Origin of the sequence: Arcobacter lacus (assembly GCF_003063295.1) — a bacterium.
Classification (GTDB): domain Bacteria; phylum Campylobacterota; class Campylobacteria; order Campylobacterales; family Arcobacteraceae; genus Aliarcobacter; species Aliarcobacter lacus.
This window is the reverse complement of the sequence record NZ_MUXF01000024.1, coordinates 1-19,934: the sequence shown is the minus strand read 5'-3', so window position 1 is coordinate 19,934 and position 19,934 is coordinate 1. Positions and strand designations below refer to the sequence as shown.

19 protein-coding genes and 1 pseudogene are annotated in these 19,934 nt (G+C 25.0%); 10 read left to right on the top strand and 10 right to left on the bottom strand.

Annotated features, from left to right (window positions below):
• The first annotated feature begins 99 nt into the window (after window positions 1-99).
• The 3 genes from B0175_RS11340 to B0175_RS11040 all read left to right on the top strand — a co-directional run bounded on the left by B0175_RS11340 (window position 100) and on the right by B0175_RS11040 (window position 1,988).
• Window positions 100-282 (top strand): hypothetical protein, encoded by a 183-nt coding sequence (locus B0175_RS11340; RefSeq protein ID WP_228156107.1) that lies wholly within the window; start codon window positions 100-102, stop codon window positions 280-282.
• A 42-nt stretch (window positions 283-324) separates the two neighbouring features.
• Complete coding sequence (locus tag B0175_RS11045) at window positions 325-612, top strand: YciI family protein (protein ID WP_108528607.1); 288 nt, start codon at window positions 325-327, stop codon at window positions 610-612.
• Between the two features lie 155 nt (window positions 613-767).
• Window positions 768-1,988 carry a tyrosine-type recombinase/integrase gene (locus tag B0175_RS11040; RefSeq protein ID WP_108528606.1) on the top strand — a complete coding sequence of 407 codons (1,221 nt, stop codon included), beginning with the start codon at window positions 768-770 and terminating at the stop codon, window positions 1,986-1,988.
• A 21-nt stretch (window positions 1,989-2,009) separates the two neighbouring features.
• Here B0175_RS11040 and B0175_RS11035 read toward each other — a convergent pair whose 3' ends face one another.
• The gene (locus B0175_RS11035) at window positions 2,010-2,216 is read right to left on the bottom strand and encodes a helix-turn-helix transcriptional regulator (protein WP_108528605.1); all 207 of its coding nucleotides are present in this window, start codon (window positions 2,214-2,216) and stop codon (window positions 2,010-2,012) included.
• A complete protein-coding gene (locus tag B0175_RS11030) occupies window positions 2,213-3,160 on the bottom strand; it encodes a phage replisome organizer N-terminal domain-containing protein (RefSeq protein WP_108528604.1) in 948 nt (315 codons plus the stop codon). The genes B0175_RS11035 and B0175_RS11030 overlap by 4 nt, the downstream gene beginning before the upstream one ends.
• Before the next feature lie 307 nt (window positions 3,161-3,467).
• Between B0175_RS11030 and B0175_RS11025 the strand changes: the two genes are divergently transcribed.
• The 5 genes from B0175_RS11025 (at window position 3,468) to B0175_RS11005 (ending at window position 7,346) form a co-directional block, all read left to right on the top strand.
• Window positions 3,468-3,737: a hypothetical protein gene (locus B0175_RS11025; protein WP_108528603.1), complete on the top strand. Its 270-nt coding sequence runs from the start codon at window positions 3,468-3,470 to the stop codon at window positions 3,735-3,737.
• Complete coding sequence (locus B0175_RS11020) at window positions 3,715-4,326, top strand: hypothetical protein (RefSeq protein WP_108528602.1); 612 nt, start codon at window positions 3,715-3,717, stop codon at window positions 4,324-4,326. The genes B0175_RS11025 and B0175_RS11020 overlap by 23 nt, the downstream gene beginning before the upstream one ends.
• A gap of 146 nt (window positions 4,327-4,472) precedes the next feature.
• Entirely contained in the window at window positions 4,473-5,132 is a 660-nt protein-coding gene (locus B0175_RS11015; RefSeq protein ID WP_108528601.1) for a hypothetical protein, read from the top strand.
• A 1-nt stretch (window position 5,133) separates the two neighbouring features.
• Window positions 5,134-6,669 carry a type IV secretory system conjugative DNA transfer family protein gene (locus tag B0175_RS11010; RefSeq protein ID WP_108528600.1) on the top strand — a complete coding sequence of 512 codons (1,536 nt, stop codon included), beginning with the start codon at window positions 5,134-5,136 and terminating at the stop codon, window positions 6,667-6,669.
• A gap of 11 nt (window positions 6,670-6,680) precedes the next feature.
• Window positions 6,681-7,346, top strand: a complete 666-nt coding sequence (locus B0175_RS11005; protein ID WP_108528599.1) for a hypothetical protein — start codon at window positions 6,681-6,683, stop codon at window positions 7,344-7,346.
• 477 nt (window positions 7,347-7,823) lie between these two features.
• On the opposite strand, the gene B0175_RS11000 is transcribed toward B0175_RS11005, so the two are convergent.
• From B0175_RS11000 to B0175_RS10975, 6 genes are read right to left on the bottom strand one after another with little or no spacing between them, the layout of a single operon-like run.
• The gene (locus B0175_RS11000) at window positions 7,824-9,173 is read right to left on the bottom strand and encodes a protein NO VEIN domain-containing protein (protein ID WP_108528598.1); all 1,350 of its coding nucleotides are present in this window, start codon (window positions 9,171-9,173) and stop codon (window positions 7,824-7,826) included.
• Window positions 9,174-9,188: 15 nt separating this feature from the next.
• Window positions 9,189-10,124 carry a restriction endonuclease gene (locus B0175_RS10995; protein ID WP_108528597.1) on the bottom strand — a complete coding sequence of 312 codons (936 nt, stop codon included), beginning with the start codon at window positions 10,122-10,124 and terminating at the stop codon, window positions 9,189-9,191.
• Complete coding sequence (locus B0175_RS10990; RefSeq protein WP_108528596.1) at window positions 10,124-11,938, bottom strand: ATP-binding protein; 1,815 nt, start codon at window positions 11,936-11,938, stop codon at window positions 10,124-10,126. Before B0175_RS10990 ends, B0175_RS10995 begins: the two co-directional genes overlap by 1 nt.
• Window positions 11,910-13,649, bottom strand: coding sequence for an ATP-dependent nuclease (locus B0175_RS10985; protein WP_108528595.1), 1,740 nt, complete (start codon window positions 13,647-13,649; stop codon window positions 11,910-11,912). Before B0175_RS10985 ends, B0175_RS10990 begins: the two co-directional genes overlap by 29 nt.
• Window positions 13,639-14,946 carry a restriction endonuclease subunit S gene (locus B0175_RS10980; protein WP_108528594.1) on the bottom strand — a complete coding sequence of 436 codons (1,308 nt, stop codon included), beginning with the start codon at window positions 14,944-14,946 and terminating at the stop codon, window positions 13,639-13,641. Before B0175_RS10980 ends, B0175_RS10985 begins: the two co-directional genes overlap by 11 nt.
• A complete protein-coding gene (locus B0175_RS10975) occupies window positions 14,943-17,285 on the bottom strand; it encodes an N-6 DNA methylase (protein ID WP_108528593.1) in 2,343 nt (780 codons plus the stop codon). The genes B0175_RS10980 and B0175_RS10975 overlap by 4 nt, the downstream gene beginning before the upstream one ends.
• A 440-nt stretch (window positions 17,286-17,725) precedes the next feature.
• On the opposite strand from B0175_RS10975, the gene B0175_RS10970 reads away from it, so the two are divergent.
• Complete coding sequence (locus B0175_RS10970; protein ID WP_108528592.1) at window positions 17,726-18,178, top strand: hypothetical protein; 453 nt, start codon at window positions 17,726-17,728, stop codon at window positions 18,176-18,178.
• A 181-nt stretch (window positions 18,179-18,359) separates the two neighbouring features.
• Window positions 18,360-19,238, top strand: a complete 879-nt coding sequence (locus B0175_RS10965) for an Abi family protein (protein WP_210004372.1) — start codon at window positions 18,360-18,362, stop codon at window positions 19,236-19,238.
• Window positions 19,239-19,460: 222 nt separating this feature from the next.
• Here B0175_RS10965 and trxA read toward each other — a convergent pair whose 3' ends face one another.
• On the bottom strand, window positions 19,461-19,778 hold the full coding sequence (gene trxA / locus B0175_RS10960) for a thioredoxin (protein ID WP_108528590.1): 318 nt from the start codon (window positions 19,776-19,778) through the stop codon (window positions 19,461-19,463).
• Window positions 19,779-19,790: 12 nt separating this feature from the next.
• Window positions 19,791-19,934: pseudogene (locus B0175_RS10955) on the bottom strand (peroxiredoxin); the annotation flags it as partial.

Here is a 19,934-nt window from a genome sequence, read left to right as displayed (position 1 = left end):
GAAATATTCAAAAAAAATATTTTTTTATATTTGATCCTTCATCCTTCATTCTTTTATACAATTTTTTTGTCTTTTTATTTAAATAATTTTGGCTTTTTTATGAGTTCTATACTAATATTAAAATTTTTTGATATTAGTATGAAACTTTCTTTAATGAAAGGATTATCAAAAAACAAAGAATTGGAAGATATTGTTCCTTATAATATTAAAATGTTCCCTATAATTAGATATTTTAATGCAATTGCATATCCTTTGTTTTTTTTACTTGCAACCACTTTATAAACTTTGTGATAAAATAACACAATCAAATAAAAAAGGATATTTATGCAATATTTAGTAATAGCTTATGATAATGATGGTGCACTAGAAAGAAGACTTGAATCAAGAGAAGCACATATAGAAGGTGCTAGAAAATTAATGAGCGAAGGTAAAATAATAGATGCTGGTGCTTTAATAGAAGATGATATAATGGTTGGATCAACTTTATTTGTTGATTTTGAAAATGATGAAGAGATTGATGAATGGCTTTTAAATGAACCTTATGTAAAAAATAATGTTTGGAATATGGATGAGTTCCAGATGGTTCCTGTGAAGCTACTTCCTAAACAATAACATTAAATCTCAAAATATCTTATAATAACAGATAAACTGGACTTTGATAAGTTTCAGTTTGTCTCGCTAAAAATCTAATAATTTACTTAAAACTCAGTTCTTATACAGTACAATTAACAGTACTTAAAAATTTCAAAAATTGGTGTACTGTCATTATGAAAAGAACAACTAAAAAACTTACAGAATTAGAATTAAAAAAAGCAGAAATAAAAGATAAAGATTACAATTTAAGTGATGGTGATGGGTTATATTTTGTGATAAGAAAAAATGGTTCAAAATTTTTTCGACTTGATTTTAGATATGGTGGAAAGAGATTATCTATGAGTTTAGGTGTCTATCCAAAAACTTCTTTAAAAGAAGCTAGGGATAAAACTTTAGAAGCAAGAAAATTACTTAATAATAATATTAATCCTATTTCAGAAAAAAAACTTAATAAAATATCAGAAGAGATTAGTCTAAATTTTGTAATAAATAAATGGTTAGAAATTAGAAAATTAAATAGTAGTCAGAATACATATATTACAAATAAAAGAATACTGAAAAATATCACTGATAGAATTGGTAATATTGCAATAAAAGATATTCAAAGACAAGACTTTATTGAACTTATTTTAAATATCCAGAAAAAAGGAAGAATAGAAACTGGATTAAGAATTTTATCTCTTTTGTTTAATATATATCAATTTGCAGTAACAAATGGCTATATTGAACATAATATAATAGTTGATATTGATAAAAAAACAACGTTGCTAAAAAGTAAGGAAACACATCTTCCTGCATTAACTGAAAAAGAAGATATAAAGCAACTATTAAAAGATATTTATAGCCTCGAGGATAGATTTAGAAGTCATATTAGTACAATTTATATTTTTAAATTAATTCCTTATGTATTTGTTAGAAGTGAGAATATAAGATTGATGTGTTGGGATGATTTAGATTTAGAAAAAGGTTATTGGGCAATACCAAAAGAAAAAATGAAAATGAATGTTGATTTTGTTTGTCCCTTACCAAAACAAGCAATTAAACTTATTAAAGAAATCGAACCTTTTACAAGACAAAGAAGCAAATATGTATTCCCATCTCCACAAAAGAGTGACAGAGGTGTTGCAGGTGCAACTTTAGCTGATACTTTAAATAAATTAGGTTATCAAAATAGACATTGCTTTCATGGATTTAGAAGTATGTTTTCAACAATAGCTCATGAACTATATAAAGAACATGGTTTTCAGTCTGATATTATTGAAGCTTGTTTAGCACATAAAGAGAAAAATAGGGTAAAAGCATCTTACAATAGAGAATCAAAGTTTAAATATTTTGATGAAAAAAAAGAATTAATTCAATGGTATGCTGATTGGTTGGATATGTTGAAAGATTAGGGAATAATCCTAACCTTTTTATCATAATTCAAGATTTTGTTTTTTAAGGTTTTCAAAATATATATTAATATTATTTTGACTCCAAAAACTAGAACCACCAATTTTTATAGGTTTTAGTAAATTAACTTTTTTTGCAAGCCTATATAAAGAAGCTTTACTTATAGGAATAATTATTAAAACATCATCAATCTTTAAAAATTTATCATTCAAATATTCATTGTTATTCATAATTTATCCTCGATATCAATATATGGCAATTTCTCAATATCTTCTAAATCATAAAGTTTATTGCTTTTTCCAATTTGTTTTGTTAGTACATCTTTGAAATATAATCTATATTTGTTTTCTTCTTCCTTATAATGATGAATTTGATAAATGAATTCTTCTAATTTTTTAGTTACTTTACTTTCGATTTCAATTTTTATAAATTTCCCCAAAATTTTTTGAATAGAATCATCTTTAATTACTCCAATAACCTCTTGATTTTCATATAAAATCTGCCATAATTTTTTGGCTTTTTCTGGATTTATATCTATTTTTTTACTCTCAAAATAACTTTCTAAGAAACCATTCTCGTTTATTTTTAATTGATTTCCAACTAACAAAGTAGGACAACAATTAGTGATAACTTTGCTTTTATATTTTTTAATACAGAAATTTTTAAATTGCATTAAACTTTTAAACTTATCTTTTTTATTTTCTGGCTTTAGCTCTTTTTCTAATTTTAGCTCTTTCTTTAGCTCTGGTGGATTTTTGTCTGGACATTCATTAGACAAATGTCCTAATTGTTTTTTATCTTCATTTATTCTGTGTCTATAAATTCTTTTTCGGTCAGCTTCAGTTGAAGATTTACCTATGAAATTTTGAATATCATTAATGTAAATAGCTCCATTATCAAGTATCTCAATTAGATTTAAACTTTCAAATATTTGAACAGCTTTTTCAATTTCTCCAACTGAATGTCTTGTAACTTGCGAAAGCATAATTGAGTTAAAGGGGATTTTATCATTAAACATTAGTTTCCCTTCATTTCTCAAACTTCGTAGCATAAATTTCAATAAAATATTCGCATATTTATGTCCATCTGGCATACTCTCAAGGACTATCATTTCATCTGTATCAAAATAATCTGACTTTAGTTTAATATAATAATATTGTTTATTATCACTCATTTTTGCCTTTTTCTTATATAAAAAGGATAAATCTTGTATAATGTTATTTATCCTGAGATGGATATTTGGGCTTGAGTCTGTTTGGTGACGTCTCAAGCCTTATTATCAACTAATATTAAAAACTACTAATTTATTAAATCCTCCTATCTTAAAATTATATGTAATTATCTCACTAAAATAATTAAATTAAACTTATAAAAAGTTATATGATATTACATGGTAATTCATAAAATTTAATATTAATGTTATATATATTGACATTAGTAATAATTTGATATATAATTACTGAAAAATCAAGGAGTATTGAATGATATCAAAGTTAAGACATGAATTAGGAGGAGTTAATTCTATTGAAGCTTTAGTATATTTGTGTATTTATATATTTGTAATGGGAACAGTATTTTATTGTTTTACAATACATTTTCTTGCACCATTTGGATTAATTTTATTATTAGGATGTATATACTTATTAGCAACTATTTTTAAATTAATTATGGATGCTGTAAATAAAATGAATCAGATGATTTTTAAATATATAGCATCTAAGGTTAGTGATGAAAAAAATAAAATTAGATAATCTTGCAAAGTTTTTTGATACTACCAGACAAACAGTAGCTAGATGGAAAAAAGAAGATAATAAGTTAGCTTTAAATTTTGTACATAAATATTTAGATGATGAATTATTAGAAGAGTTTTTTAAAAAAGGAGAAGTTTCAAAGTTTGAAGCAAGTAAATTTGATGAATTTACTGAAGTTCAAGGGATTTTACTTCAAACAATTTCAAGAAGAGTTCTTGATTATTATAGAAATATAGATAGTTTAAGTGTAAAAGTGATTTTTAATGTTTTTTTAGAAGAAACTAAATATAGAATGCCATTACCTGAATTTAATAAATATTTCTCAAATGTAGAATCAGTAAAAGATCATTTTTATGAAGAATTTACACTTTTTCTTCACAAAAATAAAGACAAATATACTATTAAAGAAAGAAGAGAAGCTCAAGATTTTATGAATATAATTTTAAGACAAGATGAAATTCATATGTATTATTGTTTATCTTATATTGAATTAATCAGAGTTAATGAAATAGAAAAATTTGATAGGGAGGTAGACCAAGTCGGATTATTGAAAGCTGTAATAAATAAATTTTTTAAAAAACAAAAATAGTCTTGTTGCTCAACTGTTTGTCTGTCGCCAAACATAATCAAACAGCTGAACATATTTCGTTGAGTTGCCTCAATGGGAATTATATCTTAGTTTTTATTTCCTTTTGATGTGACTTTAATCTTTTAATGTCATAAAAAGGAATAATTATGTCAAATCAGACTCAAAATAATTGGGAAAATCAAAACCTAGCAAGTCAACAAAAAAGACTTCAGAATCTAAAAATCAAACAAGATTATAAATCAAGAGCAGAAGATGCTCTTGATAATATAATTTCAGAGTACAATCAAGCTAAAACCAATCAAATAACAGATTGGAATCCATCTTCAAAAGATAAAGCACAAATTACAAGATATTTTAAAAGATACTGGGATAACAATTTTTTTATGTATGCTTTTTTAATTGGACTGATTACTTTTATAGCATCATTCTATACAACTTATGCAATTATTGGGATAGTTGCTGTATTCATTTTAAAAGCTAGTCTTACTCAAAATGTTTTTATGAAATATTTTCTAAATGACCATCAAATAGAAAAAGAAGATATTGAATATCTAAAAAATAAAATATTTGGTAAACAATTAAATATTTTAACAACTTTCATAATTACAATCGGTTTAACAATGATAAGTTTTACAATGAGTTTTTACACTATTGAAATATATTTAGATGTTGAAAGAACTCCATTTTTATCAAATCTACTATCAAGATGGTATTCATTTATTTCAGATAATGAATTATTTGCATATACAAATATATTTTCAATATTTATCTTAATTTTTCTAAAAGTTATTGAGAAATGGAGATAATATGCTATTCAAAAAACAAGAAAAAGAGACTTCAGTATCTCAAGACCAAAATGCACAATCTAGTGCATTAGGTCGAGGAATTACATCAATATCATCTGCAAAAAATGAACTATTTCATCAACCTATTAGCTTTAACCCACTTGATTTTATAAAACCTGATAAATACTTTTTAGGGATAGAGCATCAAACACAACAAGCACTTTATAATGATGAATCAATCCATACTCAAATAGTTGCACCAACAAGAAGTGGGAAAGGTATTTTTATAGGTGTAAAAGTTGTAGAAGCTCTACGAAAAAACAAAGGTGTGATTATAATTGACCCAAAAGAAGATGATTTTTTAGCTCAAGTGATTTTAGAAGAATTACAAAGACAAAACAGAACTCAAGATTTACAGATTATAAATTGGAGAAATGATTTTGGATATACAGTTTTTTGTGAACTTGATACAGTTGAAGAAGCCACAAAAAAGATGACTGTAATGCTAAATTTGATTGAAAATGATGCAGAATTGGGAGCAAGTTTCTATAAAAAGAGCGAAAGAATATTACTAGCAAAAGTAATGTATCTTTTTTTTAACTCTAAAATTTTATTAGAAATAGAATTTGATTTAACTTTACAAAACTTATCAATATTTCTAAAATATATAATCTGCGATTTAATTTCAAACAATGAGTTTCAAAAAGAGCTAGAAAAAAACAAACCAAACTTTGATAAATTAGCTTCATTATCAAAGAGATATTTTAACCCTGATTTGTTTTCAAGTATTGAAATAAACTATTCAAATTTATCAATACTAGAATCATTACAATTTTCAATCTCTGAGTTTGAAAATGTAAGTATTTATAATAATTATCATATTTTAGACTCTCTTACAAAAGGTAAAGTTTTATATATAAAATCTGATATGTTAGATGAAACAGCTTTAAAGTTTTTAAAGCTTGTTATTACTGATATTATTCAATATTCAAAAAAATATAAAAAAGATACAAACTGTTTGGCAATACTAGATGAGCTTAGTTTTTATCCGACTCAAATTCTATCAGCAGGTCTTTCAACTGTTGCAGGATTTGGAGTTAATTTTATATTAGCTTATCAAAGTGAAGCTCAAATGAAAGATGAAAACTTGAGAGTATCAATAAAAGATAATTGTCAAACAAAAATCTATTATAAATCTAGCGATGATAAAACTCTAAAATATATTGAGCTTTTAAGCGGATTAGAACTTGTTACTCAAAAGAGTAAAAAGGGTAATGAAACTACAATTAGACAACAGCAAGAAGCTCACATGAATATTACAAGACTTAGAGCATTACCCAGAGCAAAAGTTGCAGTTTTAATCGAAGAGAATCTAAATGAGATAAAAATATTTCAGACTTCACCAATACCAGTAAAACAAAAATTTAATTGGGATAATCTAAATAGTAAAGAAGTAGATATTAAAAAACTTTCTCTTTCCAAAGCATTTAAAGTTGAATTAAAACAAGAAATTTCACTTGATACACAAAATCAAGATGAAAAAGAACTTGTTCTTTAAAAGGCTTAAATATGATTACAAATAGAGATATAGAAATATTCAAATTTATAAATAGCTATGGAAAAACTTATATAGAAGTATTAGCAAAAACCTTTTTTACAAATGAACAAGTAGCACGTAATAGAATTAATTCCCTTGCAAAACAAAACCTTATTTCATATTGGAATACAAATCTTATGAAACCAAGACGAGCAATAGTTTTAACAGCTGATACAAAAGCAATGCTAGAAGATGAATTTGAAATAAAAGTAAAAAATGTTAAGTTAAATAGAACTACTATTCAACATAACATCATAGAGCAAATAACACAATTTCATCTCTCAAAAATAGGTTCAGTTGAAAGAACAACAGTATCAACACACCAAGATAAATTAAATCATATACCCGATTTTATTTTTACCAATAGTAATGGAAATAAAATAAATATAGAAATAGAGCTTAGTAAAAAATCTGCTCCTAGATATACTAAGCTTATGCAAGATGTAGCAAAAGACAATCCCGATGCAATAATTTATATTTTAGATAGTAAAACTAAAATAAAATCATTTGCATCTATTATGCCCAAATGGCAAAAGTTGTATTTTATAAGTATAGATGAACTTATAAAAAATATAAATGAGCTAGGACAAATCAAACCACTTGCACAAGAGGCAAGTTTATTTGAAAGTCCTATTTAATACCTTATTTAAAAGTATGTTAAACCAGTAAACATACTTTTAAATATATGATAGCGGTAATAAAAGCTCTATTCATCGCCTTTCTTACCTTAGGGCGCGTCAGGAGTGGAACTCCCGACCCCAATAATTCCCTGCGTGTTTATTTAAACTAAAAAATTAACACATCAAAGTGTTAACATTTTATTTTAAACAAAACTCAGACATTATCAAGTTTATCTACGACTTGCCTCCCCAGGCAACTAGCTATCTAAACTGAATAATTTAAATTATTGGGGTCGGTAGACACTAAAAATTTACGCTTAGATTTTTCAAATCTTACGCTATTTTTAGGCACCAGACGCGCCCCTCCGTTGCATAAATCTAAAAAAACTTGACATTTAGTCAACTTTCTTTTATATTTACTCCACTCCGCAGACTCACCACGCGAACAAGTCGCCAATGGAATTGTGGTGAATCTTTGGTATCCTGACGGAAGAATTAATTTTCCTGATTAAAACCTATTTTAACCTTGATTGTATCTATTGAACATAAATTTATTTTTTCTTTTAATTCAAAATATTCACAAATTACTTCATATAATGAGAAATCATATATTTCACCATCTTTAACAACTTTCACCAAATAATTCTCAATATGCTCATAAGCAAATTCTAATTCAGATTTTGAAAAATATATTTCATTCCCTATGGTGCTTTTAACTTCAATATATACTAACTCTTGACCTTGAGTAGAAATTAAATCAAAAGGAGCATATTTATCAAAGTTCTTTGAGTAATGAATTAATCGTTCTAATTTATCGCTAATTTCTTCAATTTTATTAAAACTTATTAATTTAATTAATTGATTAAGCAAAACTTTTTTATCAACTTCTTTAATTATGTCATTATAAACTAGTAATTCAGCATTTAATCCATTTTCAATTTGTCTCTTATACTTATCTACTAAATCATCTTCTTTATAATTCTTAGAAGATAAAGAAACTTTGAAATCATCTTTTTTCTGTTTAAAATCTAAGTTAACTACATAAGCTGTTTTACTCATTCCAGATTTTTTACAAATATCAAACAAACTTACTTCAAAACCTGTTTTATTTTTCCTTATAGATAATATATCTTCATCAATAGTATTTTTATTTACTTTTCCTAAATAATATTTAACTATATTTTCTTTACATGATGTATTAACAATAGGTTCATAAACATCTGGATTAAATAGATAATTTAGCATATGTCTAGAAGGTAATAAATTTCTGTTATCAATTTTTTCATTTGTTAAAGGAGACATTAATTCATAAAGGTTAAGCGTATTTATCAGCTCATTAGGATTAATTAAAAGATTATCTTTATATTTTTTTGTGAAAAAATATAAAAAATTAATATCATAATACTTTGAACGCTTTAAACCCCCATAACTTGCTATACCATCCTCTATAAATAATTTATTTATTGAACTTTTATCAATTGAATAGTCTAAATAAGTCAATATTTCATTTATTTTTGTTTCTTTATATGTTTCATGAATCGGTAAATTATAAAGATATATTAAATTTGAAAAAAAATGTCTAAATTTCTTACTTGAATTTTTTAATTGTAATGTATATTTTTCAACACTATTTTTCTTTGAACTATCATAATTCTTTATTATCCTTTTTTCAAACTCTTCAAATACTTCATTGTTGTCAAAAAGTTTAATACTTGAATCAAAAATAGATTTTCCATCTCTAAAAAAAATATCTTTAAATTTTAGAAATCTATCATATATACTAATATTAATATCTAATTCTTCTTTAGTATATATAATAGAATTTGTAAACATATATCTAGCCATTTTAAAACCTACTTATTAAATATTATCTTCCATAATATCCCAAAAATCACTATCTAATTTTTTGATTTCTATTATTTGTTCTGTTTGCATACCAAGAGAATAATCATAAATGTATTTAGCTAATTCTTCACCATCAATTAAAATAATAGTTGCTCCATTTAATCTATTTACATATTCCTTAGCATTTTTTTGAAAACTTGATGTAGTAATAAATACACCTTTTTTTGAATTAGTTGCGCCCAATGCACCATAAAAATCTCTTAATGCTGGTTCACCAATTTTATTATCTCTTTGATATCTTTTAGCTTGAATATAAATTCTTCCAAATCCCAATACATCTTCTTTTATAATACCATCTATTCCATTATCATTTGAATATTGTGTAACTTCCCCAGAATTATGAATTTCACCACCATATCCCATTTTTTGTAATAATGCTACAACAAGCTTTTCAAATTCTCTTGGTGTTTTACTATTTATAGTATCAATTATCTCATTATAGATTTTTGATTTTATTTTTTGGAACGATATTTCAATAGTTTCTGATGGAGTAAGTTCATTTATAACATCACTTGTAAAAAGTGTTTGTTCAAGTGTATTATTTTGAGTACTTTCAATTTTCTCACGGTTTCTATTTTGAATTTTTTGGGCTATATATTCATTAACTTGTTCAGGTGAAGAAAGCATCTTAATACCTTCTTCTGTAACTTGATAATGTCCTCTTCTTGGTTTATTCACTAACCCACTCATATTTAAATAACTTAATGCCCAAGATACTCTATCATAAAATACTGGACCATTTCCACTTGCATACATTTCTATTAATTCTTCATTTGTCAAATTAAACTCTTTTGCAAGTGGTGCTTCAAACTCTTTTAACTTTAATATTCCTTTTTCTTTTAAAAGTTTAAGTGCTGGTACTCTAATTTCATCATGTGTTGGTATTGACATTAATTTTCTCCACTATAATTTCCTCTCAAAATATCCAAAAATAATTGGTTTCTACTCATTGCATCTTCAATCATTGTTTCTAAAGTCAAAATATGAGTTATTGCATTTAAATTTTCATTATATAAATAATACATTTGACCTTTTGTAGTATATGTTTTTTTCATACCTGGGAAATCTTCTATCTCTTGTTTTGTTTCTAGATTCAGAGATGTTATTAAGTATGACCAAATTAAAACTTCTTCTCCATTTTTTTCAAAATAGTTTTTTATTTTTCTTGTATATTTATTAAGTTCATTTAGTCCACCAGCATTTTTTTCACCTGTTGCATCACTACCTTTTAACTCTATTAAAATTATCTCTTTTGTGTCATTTTTACTTTTTGTAAAAATACAAATATCTGGTCTTACCTTTTTGTCAGTATCTTTTAAATCTAAAATTTCATTAATTGTTTTATCACTATAAGCATAGTTATATATCATAAATCTTTCATCAAATAACCAAAGGTTATTATCTTTATATGAAGTATAGTTTTCATTTGATGTTTTTGTTTTCATAATTTTATTATGAATGATAGTTTCATTCGTTTTATTATTAACATCCTCTAAATCTTTTTTTATATCAAGTATGATTTTTTCTCTATCAAAAATATATTCTGCTAATTCTGCCTGATTACTTGTATATAATCTTTCTTCATAATCAGGATTTCTTTTATTTCTTAGATTTCTTATATACTCTTTATCTGCATTAAATAGCTCTTTTGCTTCTTTGATTATCTCTGCACTAGTTGCCATATTTTGACTCTTTTGAATATATGGAGCCAAATATGGAGCTGAATTTAAACTCTCTTTTTTATTCTTATTATTTATCTCTTCAATATCAATACCTAATGTTTTACAAATGCTATTAATTTTTGAAAATAATTTTCTATTGAGAGTATCCCAATCCAATGAAAATAAGTTTTTATCATTATCTTTTATATTAAAATCTGTTCTTTCATCATTTACTGTTCTATCAAAAAAAGTTGAAGTAACAAAAAATAGTAATCCTTTATCTTTTGATGTTCTAAAATTTACATCCAGTCCATCTTGTTTTACACTTCTTTTATCAGCACAATAAAAACCTTTTATTGAAGAACCTTTTTGTTTATAAGATACTTTAAAAGTTTCTTCTATATCTCTTACTTTTATTGTAAATTCTTCATCAATGAAATTTGAACCATGTTCTTTTGCTTCAATACTTTCTTTTAAAACATCATCAATATACAATTTAATCAAAACATTTTTATTTTCATCAACCATAAATTTAAATATTGATAAAAAATGATTAATTATCTCTTTTGCTTCAACACTTAATTCTGATGATACTTCTCTATTTTCAATGTTTATATATTTTAATTTTGTTTTTTTAACTAATGTTTCATTTTCAATTACAGTTGGTTTTATCTCTTCTGTTTCTAAATTAAAATTAAATTTGATATTTTTATTGTTGTTATAGCTTTCAAATTCTACTTTTTCACAAATAGTTAAATATGTAAATCTTCCTATACCTTTGCATCCTAAAGCTTGTTTATATTCACTCATATAATGATTGAATGAATCTATATTTTTATCTGTAAATCCATCTCCATTATCAATTATTGATATACTTTTAACTTTTCTAGTATTTCCAAATAAGTCAATAGGTAAAGTATAAAAATAAATTTCAATTTCTGTTGCATTTGCTTGAATACTATTTGTTATTGCTTCATTTAAAATACTCAATAACTTTAAATTTGTCGGTAACTTTTTAACTATTTGTTTGGTTGTTACTATCATTCTTTACTTCTTTTATTAATTTAAAAAGTTCTTTAAAATGTGCAAAATCAACATCTTCAAAACTTTTGCAATTATCTGCTAATAAATTTTTTGCATCTTCTTTTATTTGTTTTGATATATCATCAACAAAATCATTAAAAAAACTATCATCAGTACGATTTTCAAAAGCTTTTTTGAGAGCATCTTTATATTTTCCACCATCATACATATTTTCAATAGTAAAATCATAGTTACACGAAATTTTTTTAGGTAAAAGAAAACCAAAAAATATACTAGATAGATTTCCATCATTGTCTATTAACTTTTTATAAGTTTTACCTTCTATTTTTTTGAAATTTTCTCCAAATGATTTTATACCTGCTTTATCATTATCAAAAATTGCAATAATCTTTTTTGTTTCAAAATCAACACCGTTATTTGCTAGTCCTAAAATCATATGTTTTATATTTGCTTCACCGTTCATTTGAAAAATATCAAATTCTAAATCTTGATAATCATTTTTTAATCTTTTGAATGCTTCTTCAATATGTACTTTATCATGTTTCCCTTCAACAAGTAAAATAATATTTTTTGTCGAAGACAAAAATACTGATTGTTCTTGATAATTCCAAATTCCATCAGTAATATGTGAGAATATCTCTTGTTTTTGTTTATCTTCAATTTGCCCATTATTGAGCATCATTATATGCTTATCTTCAAATGAATGTGTAAGTGTTGGTGAATGAGTTGTTAAAATACTTTCTCTATTTGTATATTGTTTAAGTAAATTTTTTAATTGTAACTTATTTGAAACATGGATAAATGCATCTGCTTCATCCAATAATATCAAGGAATCTTCATCCGCTAGTATTTCCAATGCAACTCTTATTAATATCTGTTTTTTTTCTCCCTCGCTCAAATGAATAGTATCTATACCATTATTGTTTATTTTTAGTTTCTTAATTAGTTTTCTTTGCCCAACCATACCAGCAAAATGAACAAATAAATCTTTTTCATGAGGTAAATAATCTAGCTCTTTAAATGATTCAAGTGTATAATGCAATTCATCTTTTTCTTGTGATAATATATTTAAAAAAGAAAGCTGTTTTTTTACCAATGATTGATCAAATTCAAAAAAAATTTGGATGTTTTGTAATAAGTCATTTTTGAGAATTTTTTTACAAAACTCTTTATTATCATTTAATTCAGATTTTAAAAGAGATAATAAAGCAATAGTCCAGAAAAATTTATCAACATATAACATTTTTGGTAAAGTTGGTATTTCTTGACCATCTTTTACAATTTTTTTAAATTTTGTAGTAAATGGTTTATAATATTGCTCAAATAATTTGACATCATCTCCACTATAAACCATTAAAACATTTGATGGTAAATATTGTTCTAAATTTGCAATAGAAATTTCTTCCTCCACTCCTGCAGAATTATATTTGAGGAATTTATATTGTTCTTCAGCTGAGAAGCTAAATTGGACATGATGATTGTTGATTTCATATTCTATTGTAAAATCAAAATCAATTTTTTTTCTATTATTACTTAAATTATATAAATCAGAAAATATTGCACTTATTACTTCTAAGACATTACTTTTCCCACTTCCATTATTACCTATCAAAACTGTAATTCTATCTTTATTCGTGAAATCCAAATTAAATAAACTATCGTTCCCTGTTAAATTTTTAAACCCTTTAACTTTTAAATATCTAAGCTTCATGAAACACCTCTTTTTCAAAATCTTTTAATGCTTGAGTTAATTTTATATTTTCTATTTCTTGTTTTTCTAAATTATCTAATAATGGTTGTACTAAATCATTTTGTTCATCTATTGATGGAAGAGGAATTTCAACATTTAAAAACAACTCTTCATTTAATCTTTGTCTATTTGTTGTTCCAGTACTTGAATTTTTTGCAAAATTTAAAAATTCATCTGTTGTAGTAATTAAACTTAAGAAATATGGATTAATAATTGTTTCATCAATATCATAAGCAAAAAAATCAGCTGTGATAATTGCTCCATCAATTTCTTTTGTAGCAATTCCAAAAGCTCCATTTCTAGCATCAATTTTTGATAAAAGGAATTGTCCTTCTTTAATGATAAATTGTTTTTTTGTTCCTATATCTTTTCCAAAAACTTTATCTCTTATAGAAACACCCTTATTATATAATTTAATTTTGACTCTTTTATATTCTGTGTTATCATCTACTAAAGTTTGAATTTTACTTCGTTTAATAAATTTTTTAATTTTTACTAAAGAATAGGACTTATTATAATTAAAATTATTTTCTAAAAGATTTTGAACACTCCAATTATTTAATTTTGAATAATCTAAAAATTCTAAAAAATTTTTTTCATTTGTTACATCTCTATTAAAAATTGTATTGTTAAAATGTAATATATATTTTTGATACTCTAATTTTAAATTGTCTAAAATATTCTGAGAATTAGAAATCTTTTCAACAATTTGTTTTTGAATATCAAGTTTAGGAAGAGGAATTTTTATTTCATTTAATAAATCGTTAAATTTAATATACTTTCTATTTGTTGTACCTACAACTTGTCCATCCATATAGGCATTAAATCTTTTTGATTTAAAGAATAATTGTAAATAATTTACATCTATTTTTTCAATATCTAATTCTGCAAAAGCCATATTTGAAGAACCTAACCCATCTTCTAATTCTTCAGGAATAATCCCAAAAGCTCCATTTTTTGTATCAACTTTACACCAAAAAAGATGATTTTTTTTTGCTTTTTGGTATTTTCTCATTGTTAATGTTGAACCAAGAATTTCTCTATTTAAATAAACTCCTTGACCATAAGAACGAACACCAAGTATTTTATATGTTTCATCATTTTTAATATGTACGGTTTCTATATTTGCTTTTTTGGTAAATTCTTTAAAATATACTAATGGATACTTATTTGAAAATAATAAAGTATTTTCCAAAAGTAGATGTACACTCCAAGTATTACAATAACTATATTTTACAAAATCAAGTAATGCACTCATTTTACAACTTCCCAAAGATTGTTAGTAGTTCTATATTCTGCAAAAGCTTTTAGAAGTTCTGGTAGCTGATTTTCTTCCTTTCCACCAGTTGAATTTATACCTGCTTTTTTAATATCTGCAATAGGTATTTGATAATCAAATTTTTGTTTAATTTGCTCTTTTACTTCTATGCTAATTAAATTATTTAACTCTGTTTGTCTTTGCTGTAACTCTTTTTTTCCATCTTTTTTTAGAGCTTCTTTCCCTTTAAGTGAGAGTTTTTCTTCTATGTCATCTAACTCTTTTTGATATTTATCCGTAATTTCTTTTATTGCTTGTTCTTTGATACTTTCATATTGTGCTTTTTCATCAGCTGTAAATTTTTTTAAAAATACTAAACTTGTTTTTACTGTTGCACCTGAACTTATAAATATTTCTTGAGGGAGCGAAACGATAAGAAGTATTTTAGCTCTACTCTCAAAATACTCTCTTGCATTTTGAAGATTTGAACTATTTAATACACCTTCTGGAAGAACAATTCCCATTCTTCCACCATCTCTTAATAAATCTAAACATCTTTCTATAAATAAAACTTCTGTTAACCCCGAACTACCTTTATCTTTATCTTCTTCTTTATTATTACCAACTCTAAAAAGTTCTCTTATTGGTTTTCCGAAATTATCTGTAACTTGATTCATTTTTTCAAGATAAAGTTCTTTAGCTTTCAATCTATGCTCAATATTTGAATAATTGAAAGTTTCAGTAAACCCAGCTTTATAATAAAGCTCTTCACCATATTTTTTAATATATGTTTCAATTAATTGGTCATTTCTGTATTTACTATCTTCTTCTACAATAGGAGAATTTTGAGAAAGAGTTGTTCCAAATGGCGGATTAGTCAAAATAACATCAAATCTATCATGAAAAATTCCGTTTACATTTAGTAAACCATCATTATGATGTATTCCATTGTGTCCATCTCCGTGCATTATCATATTCATTTTAGATACCCTTGCCATTCTAGGATTTGCATCTGTTCCAAAAATAGCTCTTTTTGATAGTTGTTCAATCTCTTTTTCTTGCTCTTTGTTTATTTCAGCTAAATAACTATCATAAAGTTTAGTTTTTTTATCTTGTTCATTTTCTGTTAGCTCTATATCTTTTGGAAATAGTTCATTATATTTTTTCTTTTTGATTTCTATATATTTATTATCAATAGTCTCTTTTACACTTTCAAAAGCTTTTATCAAAAATCCACCACTTCCTGCACATGGGTCACATATAAGTTCATTTGCTTGAGGATTTAATAAATCAACCATAAAGTTCACAATTACTCTTGGAGTAAAAAACTGTCCTAATTCTCCTCTGAATGTTCTACCTAAAAAAGTTTCAAATGCGATACCTTTTACATCTTCACTTGTTGCAGTTAGATTATAAATTTCTAATTCTTGTACAATTTCTAAAAAACTATTTTCTTTTATTTTAATTTTTTCATTTTCTTCAAATATACCATCATCTTTAAAAGCATTTTTTACACCATCAAATTTTTCTTCAAGATATGTTTTTGAAGTCTCTTTTCTTTGAACTCTTTTTTCATGAACTTCCATTTCTTTTTTAACTTTTTGTTTAGAAAAAATCAAAGTATCATCATCTGGACTTTTTTCATACATTATTTTTAAAAATAAAATTTTACTGATTTCATCAAATGAAGCTTCTGGAGAAAGTTTGTCATTATTTCTAATAATATTGTGGCATTTATGAAGTAGCTTTGCGAATTCGTCACCTGTAAACTCTTTTGTTTTAGATAATATATCTTCTAATTTTTCATTATCAATTATATCTTTTGCTTGAGGAATTTCACCAACAGGTTGTAGACTTAAAGGAAGTTCTTCTTCTATTGTTTTATAAATTTTTACTATTTTCCCATTACTTATTACAAAAAGTTTTGCTCTGCTCCAAGTTGCATAATTATAACCTTGATAAAAATCTTCTGGTTTTAAAGTTATTGCTTCTGCTTTTAATTCAACAACTAAAAAAGCTGTTTTATTTTGTTCTTTTTCTTCTTTTGTTCTCCATACAACTATATCTGCACTTGCTCGTCCAGTTCCTCTACTTGAAGATGTTAATTGTACTTCTTGAGCCATTTGCTCTAATGTATATCCATAATCATTTATAAGCCTACATATAAATTCTTGTCTAACCTTTTCTTCTGGTTTTGCTTCAAGATATTTATTTTGAAGTGGTGCAAATATTTTGCCTTTTTCGTATTTAGGTTTATAAATAGTTACTGGTTTTTCTTTACCTGTTTTTCTATCTTCTACTATTATTTCTTCAATATCAAACTTATCTTTATATTCCATGGATTCAATCTTTTCTGTTTATTTTAAGGTTTTTATTATAACTAAAACAAAATAAAGAATGTTATTTAAAATAACATTTCAATAACTCTTCTTTACTTTTTAATTTTTTGCTAGGCACCAGAAGAAAAACTTATTTATTCCCTTTCCTTTAAAAATTTAAAAACACTTTGTTAGTTGTGCTTTTTCTCTCATTTCACTCTACTAGATTATTTACTGATACTAAAATTAAATTCTCAAAAATTCCAATTTGAATTTTATTCTAAGTAAAAATCTAATCCTTACAATCTATAAAAAGCCCGACAACTAACGAAAGTGAAAATTTTTGATTAAAGAAAAGAGATAAGTTTTTTTAATCTTCTTAAAAATTAAAAAAAGAAGAGAAAAAAGACAAACCCTCGAATCTTCAAAAATGAAAACTATTTTTTAAAAGGAAAAAAACAATGACAAGAGAACAGATTATAAATGAGTTTAAAGGTGTAGAGGGAATCAATGAAGCTAAAAAGATTTATAAAACATTAGCTAAAAAATTACATCCTGATGTTGGTGGAAGTGAAATTCTAAATTCTGTATATACTGATTTAATTGAACATAAAATCTATTTTTCAAATGATATTAAAATAGATATAGAACTAGAAAAAATCATTAGTTTAATTCTACATTTTGAAAATATAACTATTGAACTTGTTGGCTCATGGGTTTGGGTTTCAGGAGATACAAGAGAAATTAAAGAAAAACTTAAAGAAATTGGTTTTAAATGGGCATCTAAAAAGAAAATGTGGTATTTTGGAGAAATGAAATCTAAAAATCCAACTCCAAAATCAATAGATGAAATTAAGGCTAAATATGGGAGTGAAACTTTGAAAACTAAGGAGAAAAAAGAGATAGCAAGTTAGAAACTTGCTATCATAATTTGATTTTTTTTCTAAATTTCCATTATAATGAATTTAGATATAATGGAAAAAAATATAATGGCAAGACAATGGATAAAAGCAAAAATTTAGGATACTTAAGTTACTATTACAGTAATAACACTCCTCAAGCCTCTTTACAATGCTCACCCAGAGGAGTTACTTTTTGAATACTGCAAAAAATAAACAATCATTTGTAAAACCTTTTTTAACAATAGAACAACAAATAAATCAATTAAAATCTCGTGGTATGAATTTTCATGATGAAGAAAAAGCTAAATATTATTTAGAAAATCTAAATTACTATAGGCTTGGTGGTTATTGGTTGATATTTGAAAAAAATCATGAATTACATGAATTTAAAGATAATACTTATTTTGAAGATGTATTAAATTTATATATATTTGATAGAGAACTTAGACTTTTACTTCTTGATGCAATTGAAAGAATTGAAGTATCAATCAGAAGTAAACTTGCTTATCATTTAGCAGAAGGTTTTGGTTCTCATGCTCACTTAAAACCTGAAATATTTTCTTCATCTTTAAAATATGAAAAAACTTTTTCTAAGTTAAAAGCCGAAATAGATAGAAATAAAAGTGAAATATTTATTAAACACCATTTAGATAAATATAATGAGGAGTTACCACCAATTTGGGTAAGTGTTGAAGTTATGACAATGGGACAAATTTCAAGTTGGTATAGCAATATCAAAGATAGAAAATATAGACAAGTAATTGCAAAATATTATGGCTTAGATGAAAAAATATTAAGTTCATTTTTACATCATCTAACAATAGTGAGAAATACATCTGCACATCATTCAAGAGTTTGGAATAGAAAATTTACAATAGACTTTGTATTGCCAAATTTACCAAAAGAATTAAACAAAAAGTTCAATACATTTAGTAGAAAATATCTTTATAATACTTTGGTTATGTGCGAATATTTATTAAATATAATTAGTGAAGATAGTAGTTGGAAAAAAAGATTAGATGATTTGATTTTAAAACATAATATTGATGTTAAGAGAATGGGATTTCTTTAATTTAGATTTGAAATAACAAAAGAGGAACTCAATTCTATAATTTTGTATTTTAAAACAGTACAGATGACAGTACAAAAGAAATAATTTTTTATAAATATCCCTTATTATTTGGATTTATATAAAAAAAATAAATTCCAGATGGTTCCTGTTAAGTTACTTCCAAAAAACTAAGTTAATAAATTTTAATATTAAAATTTAGAAGAGTTATTTCTTCTAAATTTTTTATAATAGGCTGTTTAATTTTTCTTCAAGTTTAGCTTTAGATGTTGCTCCAATTAGTTGATCAACAATTTCTCCATTTTTAAAGAAAAGAATAGTAGGAATTGATCTTACTTGATATTCATTTGTTAAATCTGGTTCTTCTTCTGTATTAACTTTACAAATTTTTGCTTTATTTTCAAATTCTTCTGCTAATTGATCAATTGCAGGAGCAATCATTCTACAAGGACCGCACCAAGGTGCCCAGAAATCTACTAAAGCAACACCTTCTTCAATATTTTCTTTTATATTATTTTTATTTAGTTCTATATATTTCCCCATTTTTTAACCTTATTATAACTTACCTTCGTTTTTAGCTAAGTAATCAGCAACACCATCTTTGTTTGCTTTCATACCTTCATCACCTTTTTGCCAACCAGCTGGACAAACTTCACCATATTCATTAGTAAATAACATAGCATCAACCATTCTAATCAT